Below are 16,122 nucleotides of genomic sequence, written 5' to 3' on the forward strand. Positions count from 1 at the left end.
CATCTAAGTTTAACGCTAATTATTAGTAGTGCTTATGTTTACTTGCATCACTTATCGTATTAAAGCAATTTCATTGAATTATAAATACCTAGATAGTCAATCTGTGACGTTAGCCAAATCAGTACTTCAATCACAGGATATGATTATAATACATTAATTTGATTTCTTCTTACCCCAAAAAGGATTAGAATCAAGCCTCCATATATAAGCAATCTGGAAATTTCCAGAAGATAAACTTATGTTACTGCTATTATTATTGTTATTATCTGAAAATGAAGAAAATATAAGATTATTAACATAGGACAACCCAAGAGACCATCTTTCTTTATTGTATCCTATAGCCGTTCTCGGGAAAAAAGTTGGGTATATTTCTATCTTCTTTTTACCAAAATCATTTATTCTTTCAGTACTCAAATTAGCACCAACTGTTATTGAGCCACTGGCAAACCATCTTTTATTAATTGCCCAAGTATAAGCATAACCTCCGCTTACACCAAACTGGAAATTACGCAATGAATTCTTATCCTTATGCACAAAAGAACTATCCGAACCGATTTTTGTAAAATAAACTCCTCCTCCAAGTAAAAAACTTCCTGCCGATTTTAATTGTCTTTCATTTTGATTAAAAGCAGCTTTATAGGAGAATTTTTTATTATTAAAAACATATTGTCCAAACGCTCCATATTGCTGAATATTTAAATCTGGATATAATTCTATGTTTTTATCATTTTGATCAGCAGTATAAAATCCACGATATTTTTGGACAAAAAGATCAATTATAAACTTTCGTCCATAATTATGGATTTGGAAATCAAATGCTTTGGTTCTTCCCTTGTCTTTATCTTTCATAAAATTCAAGCCATAACCATAACTCAAATTAATTATTGTGTTATTTATAGAAACTCCAAAACCTAAACTCATAGGAGTATTGGGCATAAAATTTTTAACCTTCCCATCTACTTCTTGTTCCATCGAAATAAGTTTCATTGAAAAATATGTTCTTAGCGAAAGCTTATTCTCGAAAGGTTTAATATATGTCGTGTCAATTTGCGCCTGGCAAAAATAAGGAAGTAAAAAAAGTAGAAAAAGGGAAAAATATGATTTCATCATGATTTAAAACGGAAATTAATCACTCTTATTATTTCAGAAAAAACTTATTTAATAAAACACTTATAAGCCATAAAAGTAATACATAATGGATTTACTTTAAATACAAATTTTAAAAACATACAAATGAAATCCGATTTTAATATGTGCCTATACTTAATAGACAAAAGACTTCTTTATAAAAAAAACAGCATACTCTTCAAATTTATTTTTTATCCTACATTTCTTTTCTACTATATTTTTTATGTAAATTTGGTTAGTATCGGATTACACAACAATCTTATAATGATCTCGTTATATCTTACCGGCATTCCTGTTTTTTATAATTATTATCTATAAAACATTTTAATTAGTAACCCCAAATAATTAAAACGAATGAAGAAAAATCTAGCTATTGCATTCGGGGCAGTTTACATGCTATTTTTTGCGATTCCTTTTCCTATGCTTATATACTATTCTGTTAATGACGAATATGATATTATACCTCTTAAAGAAAAAGATCCTTGGTTGGCATTAATCCTTGTATCGGTATCTATAATTCTTTGGTTAATACTTTTTATTGGATATTTCCGTAAATGGATTTTGCAGGTTTTCATTACAAAGAAAATTCTGGAAAGAGCAAAAATTAAAGGAGTACTACGTGAGGCCAAAATTATAAGTGCCGAAAAAATTTCAAAATCAGGGGCTAAACTCAACACCTACGAACTTGAATTGTTGTTTAAAAATCTATCTGATACCGAAATCTCACATAAAACAACTATTACCGATGCCAAACCTCATGAACGTCGTTTTGAAATTGGAAAAAAAATAAATTTAACACTCAATAGAGATCCAAAACAACCTCCTTATTTCATTATCTCAACTACAACGGCAAGAATTAACATAGTAAGTCTAGTCTTAAAAATAATAGGCTGGTTAATTCTTTTGGCAGCAATAATAGGCTATTATCTCTATTCGTACCAAACTGAAAGTAACGGTATGGGCTGGCGTTTTATGAGTTTTGGTCATCCTTTAATTGTATGCCCAACTATACTTTTATTCTACAGGTTTCTTGCAAGATTTATCTATAATAAGCTTACTGGGATAAATGACAACAGCATTCTTATAAAATTTAAGGGAATAAAAACATCTGCAAAATTAATTAGAGCCAGTCAAACCGGAGTTTATATTAATGAACAACCAATGATTCGTTTTGAACTTGAATACACCGATCATCATCATCATACTCATAAAAGCAGTTTGAAAAAAATTGTTGGATTACTTGAATTGGACCTTACAAAACAAGAGCAAATAGACATTTTTTATCTACCAGAGGACCCTAAACAAATTGTCTTTGCGAGTGATTTAAATAATATGATATGAAAAAAATAATTATCTTAATAAGTTGCAGTAGCTTCTTTATAAGTTGCGAGCAAATATCCAAAAGTATTAATGATACACTCAATCCTAATGATACTTTAGCAAACAGTCAAACTAAAGAGCCGAAAAATGAAACACCCGAAAATACACAACCCGATATTCAGACAATTATAAATACTGTAATAGAAAATCATACAACAACTCACACACAACAACATATAGAAAGTAACAGTATAAATTTCTTAACAGATATAAGTGCGTTACAAAAAGCCGAAGATGCTTTGAAGAAATTGCCTCAATATGCCGGGAAAGAAATTTTTGTTTACTCTACTCTTTATTTTTATGATGATGGAAGGATTAATGTTATGCTCCAGCATCCTAAAATTCCAAAATATGCAGATCAATATGATTATAAAGATGGTAAATGGTCGGAACCTAAACCTGTCCAATTATCTGTTCGGGACGATATACAAAATCGTTTAGTTGCACTTAATAAAACCCGTTTTGTGAATGCTGCCAGAGTAACTAAAATTTACAATGAAAAAGCAAAAGAAATTGAAGGGGCAAAACCTACTACAAGTGTTTATATCTTGATATGGGATAATCAAATACGTTGGTATCCTACAAATATAAATGGTAGTAGAGAAAGATATTCGATACAATTTAATGATGATGGGACATTAAAAACATTTAAACAAGACTAGATTTTTCATTCCAAACTGTAAACTAAACTTATTTTATCAAACAGTTTTTACATAATCTTAAAAGCAATGATAGAAAATTTGCCTGTATATATTTCAATGATTTTCGGACTAACTACAGCTGCGACACTCTTACTATTTTATTCGGCTGTCAAAAAATCTCGTTTAGAAACTACACAAAGAAATGCAAATCTAATTTTTTCGGGTTTGATAATCTGGTTGGTAATTCAAGCAATTTTAACTTTGAAAAGCGTGTATAATTCGGACACAAATTCAATTCCTCCAAAGATTTTATTGTTTGGGATTTTACCTCCTGTTCTAACAATCATTTTTCTTTTTTCGATACAAAAAGGAAGAACATTTATTGACAATTTACCATTGATAAATTTAACTTATCTAAACATTGTAAGAATTCCTGTTGAGCTTGTTTTATTAGGTCTTTTTTTGAATAATACAATTCCACAATTAATGACTTTCGAAGGGCGAAACTTTGATATAATCGCTGGAATTACAGCACCGTTTATTGCCTATTTTGGATTCACAAAAGCTAAAATAAATAAGAAAATCATTCTGGTATGGAACTTTATTTGCCTTGCTCTTTTATTGAATATAGTTATTAATGCATTATTATCTACTCCATCTCCATTACAAAAGTTTGCATTTGATCAACCAAACATCGCAATCTTAAATTTCCCATTTAGTTGGTTACCTACATTTATTGTTCCTATCGTTTTATTTGGACATTTAGCTTCAATTAGACAGCTCATAAAACGAAAAATTGTCTAACGATTTCATAAAAGCTAACTATATAAGTTTCAATTAGCATAATCATCTTAATTTCAATTTCAACCCTTCATGACTTGGTATAAAACCGAGTTTTTCATAGAATTTAATAGCCTCTAATCTTCTTTTATCAGATGTTAATTGAATTAAGTTACAACCTTTTTCTTTTGCACGATTAATTGCATACACAAATACTCTTGTGCCTATTCCTTGTCCTCTATATTTAGAGTGTGTTCTTACAGCTTCAATTTGAGCTCTTAATGCGCCTTCAAAATTTAGATATTGAATAAATGTTAACTGAAATGTTGCCACTTTAGCCCCATTCAGCTCCACAATAGTTAGCTCTTGATTTGGATCTTCCTGAATTTTTTTAAAGGCATTTATATATTTATCAGAAACTATAGCAGTAGCATTTTCCCTCTCGGCTCCATAAACATCATCTGCAAGCATGCTAATTATTTCCAGTAAATCATCTATTGTTGCAAGTCGAAATGTAAGATCTGTATTCATAATTGAGAATATTTTTTATAAGTAGACACTATTGTCTGGCTAAGTTCTTGTTGTAATATAAAACTTCTCATTGTTTATTACAATAAAACAGCAGAGTCACAATGTTAAGTTTTATAAATTGTTGTCTTTCGGTCTTGACTGGATTTTAAATATTTTGCACACTACAATATAAATCCGCAAGGAGTTAATTCTCTTACCAAGCCTTTTATTCTTTCTTATTTTTAAGGTTTTCGTCAAAATAACGACATATTGCATCGGTTACATACTTTTCGCCTTCTAGATAATGTGTTCTTCCCGGTAGCAACAACAGGTCGTATGGCTTATCTGCTTTAATTAACGCATCAATCATTCTTATGGTTGTCGAAAGTGGTGCATTGATATCGCTTGTACCATGAATAAAAAGTAATTTCCCCTTTAGATTTGCTGCATGATTTGTATTTGTTCCAAATTCATAACCTGCCTTATTATCGCTTGGCAATTTCATGTAGAGTTCATTTATCTCTGCACCCTCTGTAAGTTCTCCCGGGGCCGAAGCAATGCCTACACGATATATATCTGGCGCCATCAACATAGCACGAATAGCATAATAACCTCCCCACGAGTGCCCATAAATCCCTATTCGTTTCATATCCATAAAAGGGTGTTTATCCCCAAGTTGTTTTAGTGCTGCTACACGATCGGCTATTTCATACTTGCCTATATTTTCATAAACGACATCTTGAAACGCCTTACTCCTTTCGGTTGATCCTCGGGTATCGATCATGATTGTGATATAACCAAGCTGTGCTAATGCCTGAGCATTTACAGCCAGCCCTGTAGATGGCATAAATCCGTGGGGTACAACGCTCATAAAGGGACCTGCATAAACAAATTCAATTACAGGATATTTTTTGGTAGGATCAAAATCATACGGCTTATACATGATTCCGTACAAATCTGTCACGCCATCATCTGCTTTAACTACAAAACTTTCCGGAGGATTAAATCCAATAGCTTGTAATTTACTAATATCTGTTGTTCTTAGTGCTTGTAAAAATTTCCCATCTGTACTACGTAACTCAACCGAATAAGGATGTTCCGGACTAGAATATCTATCGATGAAATAGCTGCCAGATGGTGAAAACTGTAAATAATTATGTAATCCCTTTGCTTCGGTTAATTTTTTGAAGTTTTCCCCCTTAAAATCAACTCTGTAAAGATTCGTAGAATAGAGATTCGTTTCACCATTGGCAGTAAAATAAATCCAATTTGCTTTTTCATCAACCTTAACCACACCAGTAACTGGAAAATCACCAGTAGTTAAACGACATAAAAGCTTTCCATCCATTCCGTAGAGATAAAGATGTTTCCATCCGTCTCTTTCAGAAATCCATATAAATTTATTACCACCTTTTAACGGTGTAAACTGCTTTTTCCAGTTGCTAATTAAAAAGTCCAATCCACCAACAAACGTTTTTTGTTCCTCAACAAGAATCACCCTGCTTACTCCTGTATTTGCATTGGCAGCAAGTAATTCTAATTTATTTCCAAGACGACTTAAACGCATAAAAAGTACTTCGGAGCCATCGGGTCTCCATCCTAATGGAAAAACATATTGTTGAGAATCCATTCCTAGATCTATCTTTACTTGTTTCTTTGAGCTTGCATTAAGCACAAAAAGTTCGGGTATTTCTATTGCTCCGCCTGTTTTGGCATATACATTATAATCAACGGTTTCAATTGGTGTTGAATAATTGATCACTGGCAAATGATGTACCTTACGCCCGTCTGACCTTTTTACAAACAACAACTTGCCATCTGGCGACCATGCATTGGGCTGAACATCCCAAGGATAATCATCGGCACCATCAAAAGTAAGCTGTGCTTTTTTGGGATTTATTGAATCTCCAAGCCACAGATTATTATCTTTAATAGAAACATTACTTTTTTTATCTGGGGAAGGTATCTGTGAAGGCAATAATTTAATAGCTTCTTTAATTTCTTTAACAGGTACTATTTTATAATCATTTAAATTTAACTGAAATTTTTTTCCCTCGACAACAAACTGTATCGGACCGTTTTCGTTTTCGTTAACGAAAGTAAAATCGGTAAAAGGAATTCCCTTATTTATAGGCTCATTGTCGAGAAATGGTCTTAAACTATTTCGAAGATGTTCTTTATCGAAAAAAACTTTCTTAGTATTCTTTTTAGGATCAACCAGATAAATCACAGTATTCTCGGGAGTTCCTCCGGCAAACCAAAACCGATTCCCATCTGCATACCAATGTGGAGTAACTGTACTACCCTGAACAAGTGCGAAAAATTTGAGATAGCTTTCATATCTGTCTGTATTGGTTATTTTGTCATTAATTTGACCATAAGTAATTGATGTCGAAAACATCAATATCATGCCTATAACCAAGGCAAAAAATCTGGAACGAAATTTCATGTATATTGATTTAATAGATTAAAAAAAACACTTTAAGTTCAAGTAAATAAGACTAGCCTTTAGTCCTGCAATTTGCAGTTATCTTTTGGAGTATATTCTTCAATAATTCCATTTCCTCGACAGAAACCCCTTCGATAGCATTTTTTCGGTTTAAATCGACAATCGGCTCAATCTTAGTCAATGTATCTTTTCCAAATTCTGTTAGGCTCAAATCAAATCTTCGCCTGTCCTCTGAATTAAAATCTCTTTTTAAAAAATCTCTTTTAACCAAAAGTTCAATAATCCTTGTTATAGATGCATGATCCTTAAAAGCTCTTCTCGAAATTTCTTTCTGTGATATACCCGGATTTTCCTGAATGATATTAAGGATTAACCCTTGATCTATGGTAATATCATAACCTTCATCATTAATATTCTTCTGGGCAAACTGTCGGTATGATTTGATCGATTCTTCTATGTTGTAGAAAATAGTCTGTTCTGGTTTTGCCATAATTTTAATTTTAATTGATACAAATATAATTGATATATCACTTATATGCAAATAAAATAAATACTCAATAGGCAAACCGCTATAAAACACCCGATTATCATTAGCCTAGCTAAAACATTTTAAGCAAAAAAAAAGATGCTCAATGTGAGCATCTTTAAATAGGTAGTTTAATTTTTTAACTATTTTTCTTTAATTAAATATAGTATTAATAGTATGAGAGTATATACTCAATCCTTATTTTCCTTGGTTTTCGTCTTTTTTAATTACTGGTTCTTCGGCAATTTCTGCTCCTTTTAAATACGCTGGTAAATTTAATCCAGCCATATTAAACAAGTCATTAAGTGGCGGGACTGTTTTCATCATTCCCGAAACAAAATTTGCGGTAGATGAATTTCCATTTTCTCCATTTCCGTTTCCAGAATCCCAAACAGTAATTTTATCAATTTTAATGTTTTTAACTGCTTCTACCTGTGTTCTTACAAGTTCTGGTAGTTTTTCTAATAAAAGTAACTGGAATGCTTTACTTGGATCTCCACCAGCTGCAGCAACAACTTCTTTATAACCTTGAGCCTGTTTTGTTAATATTTCGAAAAGTCCATTTGCTTCAGCTTCCATTTTGGCAAAAATTGCATCGGCTTCTCCTTTTGCATTTTCTCTTATAGTTTCTGCCTGTGCCTGTGCCTCGATGATTGCTCGTTGTTTATCAATTTCGGCATGAATTACAATATTGGCAATTTGTGTAGAACGTTCTCTTTCCGAACGTGCCAATTCGGCTTTTTGTTCTGCGACATAAGACTCTTCCAAAGCTCTTGCCTGCTGCACTTTTTCGGCAGTTATAGCAATACGTAAAGATTCGGCTTCTTTTTCTCTACGTAGTGCTTCAGAGTTTGCAATGGCAATCTTCGCCTGATTTTCTCCTTCTATAGCAATTGCATTTGCTTCGGATGTTTTAACCCTTGTATCTCTTTCTGCTTCTGCCTTTCCAATGGTTTCATCCTTTGTGGCTGTAGCTATACTTATTTCTCTGTCTTTTTGAGTAATAGCAATCTTTACATCTCTATCTCTATGAGTTTCGGCTATTTGAGTATCTTTTTCTCTATCGGCCAATGCCTTACCGATTTCACCCATTTTCTCTTGTTCTGCAACACTAATCTTTGCTTCGTTAATCGCTTTTGCAGCAGCTTCTTTTCCTAATGCTTCAATGTAACCCGATTCATCTTTAATATCCGTAACGTTTACGTTAATTAATTTTAAACCAATTTTTTTAAGTTCACTATCAACATTTTTCGAAATATTATCAAGGAATTTATCACGATCCGAATTGATTTCCTCAATTGTCATTGTAGCAATTACCAAACGCAACTGTCCAAATAAAATATCTTTGGCTAATTCCTGAATTTGTTCTGATGATAAGCCCAAAAGTCTTTCGGCAGCAGTATTCATACTATCCGTTTCGGTAGAAATAGCAATTGTAAAACGACACGGAACATCTACTCTAATATTTTGGCGACTTAATGCATTTGTTAAATTTGCCTCAATTGATAAAGGCTTCAAATCTAAGAATGCAAAATCTTGTATTACCGGCCAGATAAAAGCTCCTCCACCATGAACACATTTTGCAGATGTACCACCTGTACGTCCATAAATAACCAATATTTTATCGGATGGGCAACGCTTATATCTTGATACTAATGATGAAATTGTTACGAAGAAAACTATTGCCGCAACTACAATGACTATTATTGGTGTCATATTGAATAAATTAAATTGTTTCTACTATTAAAATGTTATTATCTTCTATCCTTACTACTTTTACTATTGCACCCGATGGAATTTTATCTTTCTCGGTCATTGCTGCCAATTCGTGAAATGCTCCATTTACACTAATCATAATTTTACCCTTCCCTTGTTTATTTTCGGGAATTGTCAAATAAACCTCAGCTGTTTTATTTAATGTATTTATGATTCTAAAAGAATTGTCTTCGGCTAATTTTTGTATTTGTCTAATAATGATAAAAAACAAAAAAACAAACGTAATTCCAACTGCCAAGGATAAAATTACAAGTAAAAGTTTATTGGATATCGTTGTATAAAAAGAGATTCCTGTCCAACTAAATCCTAAAAGAAAATTAATTAAATTTCTCAAAGAAAATAATTGAAATGGTGCATCTGCTCCACCTAAGTCTCCATCAAAATCGGGCTCAAGCCCATCCATTGAGTCAGCTCCAACAAACGTCATTATGGTTTGAACAACAAAAATTAAGCTTGCTGGTATTGCTACAAACCAAAAAGTTCTAAGTAAAGGATCTAAATTCTCTAGTATTTCCATAGTTGTCAAATTTTCTAGTTAAAAAACATATTAATCTTATGATCCAAATTACAAGTTGAACTTACTTTTTATCTAAAATTAATTCAGGCAAAATACAAACTATTTTAATCAATAAAAACAATAATAAGATTTTAATATATAAGAATATGCTTTTATTTTGATTCAATTTAAATAAAACAATCTAATCATTTAGTAATCCGAAGATTAATAAAAATAGGTTCTGAGATTCAGAGAGGCTAAGGAACAAAGGTTTTCTGTAGAGACACAGAGCAGTATGTTTTAGTTTCAGAGATGCAAAAGTTTCCTGTACAGAAATAACCTCATCAAGTATGCCAAGCAAGCATAAAAACAAAAAAGCCACTTGTCTTTCGACAAATGGCTTTTAAAATCTAATTAAAATATTTAATAAATCACTTTTCTATTCTCTACACGATTATTATCGAGAACTACTCTTACCAATAAAACCTGATTGCTGGATCTTAGGTGATCGATAATCAATTTCGAATCTCCTACTCTATCTCTATTATAGAGTAAATTACCCGAAACATCATAAACAGATACCTGATTAATTTTCTGTTCAAAAACATTAATGTTAATCACTTTGTTTAAAATAGACACCGAAATTGTATTTCCAGCTGAATCTGTCTTGGACGGTACTAAACTTGTGCTAATTGCTGGTCGTGCTGTACATGATGTTATTGTAACAGCTACTGGAGTAGATCCATTACAAATACCATCGACGTAATACATTGTACCTGTATAAGATCCTGGTTGAGCATTGGCAGATATTTCAATTCCATTTATAATACCACTATTATTCTCATTAACAGCAAATGCAGTGTTGTTTTGATCTTGCAACAAAGCATTATTTGCTGCCTGATCCCAATCAATGTAGTAAATTGTGGGATGTCCCTCTGCATAAGAATATGCTACTGTTGTAGTTTGAGAATTAGTACTTGAACAAACCGATTGAATAGGCTCATCTATACTAATTTCAGTGAAGTCTCCTATATTCATATCAAAAAAAGTACCAGAACTACTAACACCATCTGCATTTTTTATCGTCAATATCCCTGTATAAGTCCCCCTTACTGTACCCAGAGGTACAACAATCGTGATTGGACTAGATGGTAATTCAGCATCGTTGACAGCTGTAAAATAATTTGTTGGAGTGGAGTTCCAAATTATACTATAAGTTATAGGAGCACCCGTGGTTCCTGTATAACTTAATGTTGTAGTTACTGCAGAACTAGCGGCTACTAAACAAACATCTGCTGTAGATGCTGACAACTGTATGGTTGGTGCAGGATCATTAATCGTTATAGACACAGGTTGAGATTTAATACAAGTCGTCTCGCTAGAAATATACATTGTACCCATATAAGTTCCTGCTGGAACATTAGCTGGAATCTCAATGCTATTTACAATACCACCGCCAGCTGCAAAAATAAACGCTACATTATTCTGGTCTATTAATAAAGCTGCATTTGCCGCAGCATCCCAATCGATAGAATAGCTTGTAGGTTTTTTAGTAACTCCAGAATATGCTAATTCCGCAATTTGGTTGCTAATACTTGCAGTAACCGGAGTAATTATTCCTGTTGTGTTAATAGTAGGCGTATTAGCTATAATTATAGTAAAAACTGAACCTGGACTACTAACAGCACCATTTGCATTTTTTACAGTTAACGTTCCTGTATAAGTTCCAGGATTTGATCGACCAGCTATACCAATTGTGATTGGGCTAACTGGTAATACTGCATCGGTAACAGGATTAAGATAACTTACTGGCGACGCATTCCAAACAATACTATATGTTGTAGGGTTTCCTGTTGTTCCACTATAAGATAATGTAGTCGTTGTATTACCAGGTAGACTAAGATCAATACAAGCATTTTCTGCCGAAGTTGCTAATGCGATAGTTGGTAAACCATTTATTGTTATAGATACCTTTACTCTTTGGTCACAAGAAACTTCATTGAAAACATACATAAAACCAGAGTATGTGCCCGCTGGAACATTTGCTGGTATTTCAATTGTATTTATAGTACCTCCATTTGATAAAAAAGTAAATGACGAAGTAGGTTGATCCGCCAATAAAGCAGCATTTGCGGTGTCATCCCAATCAATATAATATTTTGTAGGCATACCCATACCTGCAGGAGGCCCAAAAGTTCCTGTATATACTAATGATGTATTTTGCGAATTGCTGCTTGTAGTAACTGAAGCAATCTTGCCATTTGCAAGAACATTAGCGAGTAAACCTATATTTACATTAAAAATAGAGCCTGGGTTACTAATGGTACCATTTGCGTCTTTTACTGTCAATACTCCTGTATAAGTACCAGCAAATGCACCCGCTGGTATAGTAATCGCAATTGGGCTAGCCGGCAAAGCAGCATTGGTAACAGCTGCAAAACTATTCGTAGGAGATGCGTCCCAAACAATACTATAGGTTGTAGAATTTCCTGTAACCGCACTATAACTTAAGGTTGTACTTTGTGCGGTAGCACTTGAACAAACACTAGTTGCTGAGGTAGCTAATTCTATAGTTGGTTTAGGATTTACTATAACCGTTGTTGTGGCAGAATTAACTGCAGTACATAATCCGCTCTGAACAACTGCTCTAAATTGAGTAGTTTCTGTTAATACTCTCGAAGTATAGGTTGTGGTTGTATTAGCAATATCTGTCCATGCCGAAAACGAACTTACTGAAGATTGCTACTTAACAACCGTTCCTGTATGTCCTGATAAGGTTAACAATCCGCTTGTACTTCCTGCATTAATAGTAGTTCCGCCACTTACCGTTCCGCCAACTGTTGCTGCCGATACTGTAACTGTAGCTGTATTATTAGTCGTAATAATAGATGAACAAGTGTCGGAATCAAGTTTTGTAATTGTTATTGCACTTGATCCTGCAGTAGTTAATCCTACTGCTGTAAAAGTTCCTGTACCTGCAGTACTAACCGTTAGATTTGCAGTTAATGCTATACCACTGGGGCTACTTCTATTATAAGTAACCACATAATTACCAATAGGCAATGACGCAGCATTACCTGATACTGCTATAGAAGATGTTGTACCACTAGAAGCACAAATACTTGTAGCAGTAGTAGATGTAATACTATAATTAGGACAAGAATAAGAAATAATCACCCTTCCAGCAGCACCTGCCCCCCCAATTTGTGCAGCACCCAATGCCGAATTTATAGCACCACTACCTCCTCCTCCAGCTGGTGAACCTGCGATTCCTGGTGCATTACTTAGTATTAAACCTGAAACTGCACCTCCTCCTGCTCCTCCTGAATTTGCTCCAGCACCTCCAGCACCAGACGAAAGCAATAATCCTAAAAGGTTCCATGAGTTACCATTACCTCCATTTACTCCTGCAAACTTACTAGAACCAGCAGAAGCTGCAATTGTTCCTCCTGTTCCTCCTGCGGGTGAACCTCCTGTATTATTGGCGTCTCCACCTGAACCTCCAGCTGCTAAGATAGACGATTCAAAGCCTGTAATAGTAGAGTTTCCTCCTGCAGCACCAACTCCACTAGTACCCGCGGTCTGACTAGCAACTACTACATTTAGTGTTGCTCCGGGTGTTACTAAAATTGGAGCACTGGCATATGCTCCTCCACCTCCACCAGCCGCACCTCTTCCTAAAAGTAATGGAGAATCACTGGCTCCGCCGCCAGATCCGCCACCGCCCCACGCTTGAACAATAACACTAGTTACACCGGCGGGGACAGGAAATGTCCCGTTATTGGTGAACATTTTCGTCGATCCCGCCTGGGACCACGAATAAAAACTAATAAAGACGAGTAATAAAAATAATTTTAATTTCATAATAGTAGGTTTTAATAATGAAAAAAATCAGTTAATTATTTGGGGTAAAAGATATTTATGATAAGGGGAATTAAAAAGAAAGGCTTCCTAATTAGAATATAATCAACAACATTTCTTTCCTTTAGAAAAAAAAATAATAAGTTACTGATTTACAGATATTTAAAAATTTAAAAGTAAAATTAACCAAATATTTCTGTACATAATTAAATAATTACGCATATTATTATGTAGTACAACAGATAAAAACAAATTTTCATCATTTATCTAACTTCATATATATCAACAAGTTACAATTGTAATTTTATTACAAAAAACAGTTAGTTCTTACAGTTCTGTTTAAGTAGGTAAGGTTTTAAGGCTTTTAGTAATTGAGGTACAAAGTTGGTGAGTTACAAAGTCGCAAAGGCTTAAATTGTGCATAAAGAGCAATCACAAGCTTGTTTGAAGAAAGTACAAAGGCTTGGTTTACGCACAAATCTAGCAATCCAGATGAAGGAAGGTGGTTCGACAAAGATTACGGAGTTTCTTGCATACTCCTTTCGAGGTGACAAGATTGCTTAGAAAAAGGTACGAAGAAATAAAGGAACAAAGATTCAAAGGCTTCGTTTACGCATAAACTGCCACTCTTAAACACGCAAAAACCTGAACATTACACGCTTTTTGTGTAATGTTCAGGCCATGGAAAACTTGCTTTTGTGAACTCCTTGGTACAAAATTCGAATCTTTTACTGGAAGATTTTCAGATTTTAAGCAAGCATAGGTCTGAAAATAAAAGCATTTGATTTTTTAAAAGTTTAAAACAATCTTTAACCCAAAAAAGCCACTGCCTAATTTGATGACTACGTGAAATACTCTTAATACGATTATTTAACAATAAAACGCTCCATATAAGCAATCTTTATAAAAGTGTAGCTATCAATATCACTCGAAATTGAACTTTAGAGCATAACTTAAGAAAGAAAATTAATACAATAAATATCTAAATGAACACTAATAAAAAACCGCCTCTATTTTGTTTTGAGACGGTTTCTTGTGTGTTTTTTTAAAATTTACCCTACTCGGATAACAGAACCTTTATTTGATACTTGAGATGCTTTCCCATCAACATTCAATTTGGTTGATAAATCTATAAATGAATAAAGACTTGAAGAAAAACATCCAAGAACAAACATTAACAATATTCCTTTTTTTGTAAATAAATTCGTTTTCATTGTGAGATTTTGTTTAAGATTATTCTATAAAAATAATTAAATTAATCACATGGTTAGCTATGTGAAAAAAATATTTTTTTTGCACTCTTTTTATTCATAAATATCTATGTGTTAAATCAATTTTTCGATCCTTACTTTTCCATTTTTAGCGTCCAATTCACGTTTAAAAACCAATAGTTACTAATGCAACTACGTAAAAGACTCTTATAATCAACAAATTAACAATGTCTTACGGGTGTTTTATAACCCAAATAATCATATCCAACGGGTTGAAAACTGCATTTTTATATTTTGTCCCGATTTTGACTATTTTAAGTGATCTTTTTGATAGTGACAAAAACATCCACCAGTATACCTTTACATTTATGATAATGAAAACAAAAAGAGGGTCAATTGGACGTTATGCCATTTTCTTTTTCACAATTTTTTGTGGTGTTTTCTTTATGCTTAAAAGTGAAAATCATCTGTTATTAAAAACTAATAATGATAAATATTCACAAAAAACAGATAATCAAATTTCGACTAATGTTTTTAATTTATTCGATATTCAAGAAGGACTTGCTATAGATGATGACTTGAATCAAGTACTATTTGATGCTAATATATTATTTGAAAAATGGAGCCCTTATACTTTAAATCTTCATTTTTATTCTTCCCAGCCGGTTATTATAACCACTGATAACTATTCATATATCACTTTACCCCGATATATATTATTTCATTCTCTACGAATTCCCAGTTGTTAATTTCTTTTTTAAACTTCATTTATAAGTTTATAATTACGGGTAAAATTTAACTTTTGCTTTTGCAGAAAAGGAGTTGCTAACTTTCTTTCCACCGCCAGTGTTTTATGATTAATTCTCTAAATATGCTGGAAAAACCAAAAACAGATATTGATATAACTCATGTTAATTCTTAGTAATAGATACTAACCTATAAATGAATTCTTTGCTGATTAAATATTTCCTTTTCATACATTCATTTTATTTTTTTTAAATTTTTAACAAGACAAATAATACAATTAATTCGATTTTAAAATAAAAAAAACTATGCACTTAACACCAAGAGAAATTGAGAAGCTCATGTTACACACAGCAGGAGAGCTTGCTCTAAAAAGAAAGGCCAGAGGCCTAAAATTAAATTATCCAGAAGCAATAGCTTTAATTAGTCATTTTTTACTGGAGGGCGCAAGAGATGGCAAAAGAGTTGCCGAGCTAATGCGCGAAGGAGCTCAGATCCTCACAAAAGATGATGTAATGACAGGAGTAGCAGACATGATTCATGATGTCCAGATTGAAGCTACTTTTCCTGATGGAACCAAGTTAGTAACAGTACATGATCCAATTCGTTAATCCCAATTA

General features: G+C 33.1%; 14 protein-coding genes. 5 read left to right on the top strand and 9 right to left on the bottom strand.

Annotated features, from left to right (window positions below):
- Positions 1-153: 153 nt before the first annotated feature.
- Complete coding sequence (locus tag OIU83_RS03510) at positions 154-1,110, bottom strand: DUF4421 family protein (RefSeq protein WP_319005344.1); 957 nt, start codon at positions 1,108-1,110, stop codon at positions 154-156.
- Positions 1,111-1,482: 372 nt separating this feature from the next.
- Here OIU83_RS03510 and OIU83_RS03515 point away from each other — a divergent pair, with 372 nt between their 5' ends.
- The 3 genes from OIU83_RS03515 to OIU83_RS03525 all read left to right on the top strand — a co-directional run bounded on the left by OIU83_RS03515 (position 1,483) and on the right by OIU83_RS03525 (position 3,953).
- A complete protein-coding gene (locus OIU83_RS03515) occupies positions 1,483-2,469 on the top strand; it encodes a hypothetical protein (protein WP_264204884.1) in 987 nt (328 codons plus the stop codon).
- Positions 2,466-3,170: a hypothetical protein gene (locus OIU83_RS03520; protein ID WP_264204885.1), complete on the top strand. Its 705-nt coding sequence runs from the start codon at positions 2,466-2,468 to the stop codon at positions 3,168-3,170. The genes OIU83_RS03515 and OIU83_RS03520 overlap by 4 nt, the downstream gene beginning before the upstream one ends.
- Before the next feature lie 66 nt (positions 3,171-3,236).
- A complete protein-coding gene (locus tag OIU83_RS03525; RefSeq protein ID WP_264204886.1) occupies positions 3,237-3,953 on the top strand; it encodes a hypothetical protein in 717 nt (238 codons plus the stop codon).
- A 42-nt stretch (positions 3,954-3,995) separates the two neighbouring features.
- Here the strand turns inward: OIU83_RS03525 and OIU83_RS03530 are convergent, their stop codons facing one another.
- From OIU83_RS03530 to OIU83_RS03565, 8 genes are all read right to left on the bottom strand, one after another.
- Positions 3,996-4,460 carry a GNAT family N-acetyltransferase gene (locus tag OIU83_RS03530; RefSeq protein ID WP_264204887.1) on the bottom strand — a complete coding sequence of 155 codons (465 nt, stop codon included), beginning with the start codon at positions 4,458-4,460 and terminating at the stop codon, positions 3,996-3,998.
- 205 nt (positions 4,461-4,665) lie between these two features.
- The gene (locus OIU83_RS03535; RefSeq protein ID WP_264204888.1) at positions 4,666-6,888 is read right to left on the bottom strand and encodes a S9 family peptidase; all 2,223 of its coding nucleotides are present in this window, start codon (positions 6,886-6,888) and stop codon (positions 4,666-4,668) included.
- Between the two features lie 52 nt (positions 6,889-6,940).
- Positions 6,941-7,378 (bottom strand): MarR family winged helix-turn-helix transcriptional regulator, encoded by a 438-nt coding sequence (locus OIU83_RS03540; RefSeq protein ID WP_264204889.1) that lies wholly within the window; start codon positions 7,376-7,378, stop codon positions 6,941-6,943.
- 234 nt (positions 7,379-7,612) lie between these two features.
- Entirely contained in the window at positions 7,613-9,130 is a 1,518-nt protein-coding gene (locus OIU83_RS03545) for a flotillin family protein (RefSeq protein ID WP_264204890.1), read from the bottom strand.
- Between the two features lie 10 nt (positions 9,131-9,140).
- Positions 9,141-9,707: an NfeD family protein gene (locus OIU83_RS03550; RefSeq protein ID WP_264204891.1), complete on the bottom strand. Its 567-nt coding sequence runs from the start codon at positions 9,705-9,707 to the stop codon at positions 9,141-9,143.
- Positions 9,708-10,109: 402 nt separating this feature from the next.
- The gene (locus OIU83_RS03555; protein ID WP_264204892.1) at positions 10,110-12,101 is read right to left on the bottom strand and encodes a T9SS sorting signal type C domain-containing protein; all 1,992 of its coding nucleotides are present in this window, start codon (positions 12,099-12,101) and stop codon (positions 10,110-10,112) included.
- Between the two features lie 327 nt (positions 12,102-12,428).
- The gene (locus OIU83_RS03560) at positions 12,429-13,550 is read right to left on the bottom strand and encodes a glycine-rich domain-containing protein (protein ID WP_264204893.1); all 1,122 of its coding nucleotides are present in this window, start codon (positions 13,548-13,550) and stop codon (positions 12,429-12,431) included.
- 1,049 nt (positions 13,551-14,599) lie between these two features.
- Positions 14,600-14,761 carry a hypothetical protein gene (locus OIU83_RS03565; RefSeq protein WP_264204894.1) on the bottom strand — a complete coding sequence of 54 codons (162 nt, stop codon included), beginning with the start codon at positions 14,759-14,761 and terminating at the stop codon, positions 14,600-14,602.
- A gap of 371 nt (positions 14,762-15,132) precedes the next feature.
- Here OIU83_RS03565 and OIU83_RS03570 point away from each other — a divergent pair, with 371 nt between their 5' ends.
- Together OIU83_RS03570 and ureA are read left to right on the top strand one after the other, a co-directional pair.
- Positions 15,133-15,507, top strand: a complete 375-nt coding sequence (locus OIU83_RS03570) for a hypothetical protein (RefSeq protein ID WP_264204895.1) — start codon at positions 15,133-15,135, stop codon at positions 15,505-15,507.
- A 303-nt stretch (positions 15,508-15,810) separates the two neighbouring features.
- Positions 15,811-16,113: an urease subunit gamma gene (gene ureA, locus OIU83_RS03575; RefSeq protein ID WP_264204896.1), complete on the top strand. Its 303-nt coding sequence runs from the start codon at positions 15,811-15,813 to the stop codon at positions 16,111-16,113.
- Positions 16,114-16,122 lie beyond the last annotated feature (9 nt).

Source organism: Flavobacterium shii, assembly GCF_025847235.1.
GTDB lineage: Bacteria > Bacteroidota > Bacteroidia > Flavobacteriales > Flavobacteriaceae > Flavobacterium > Flavobacterium shii.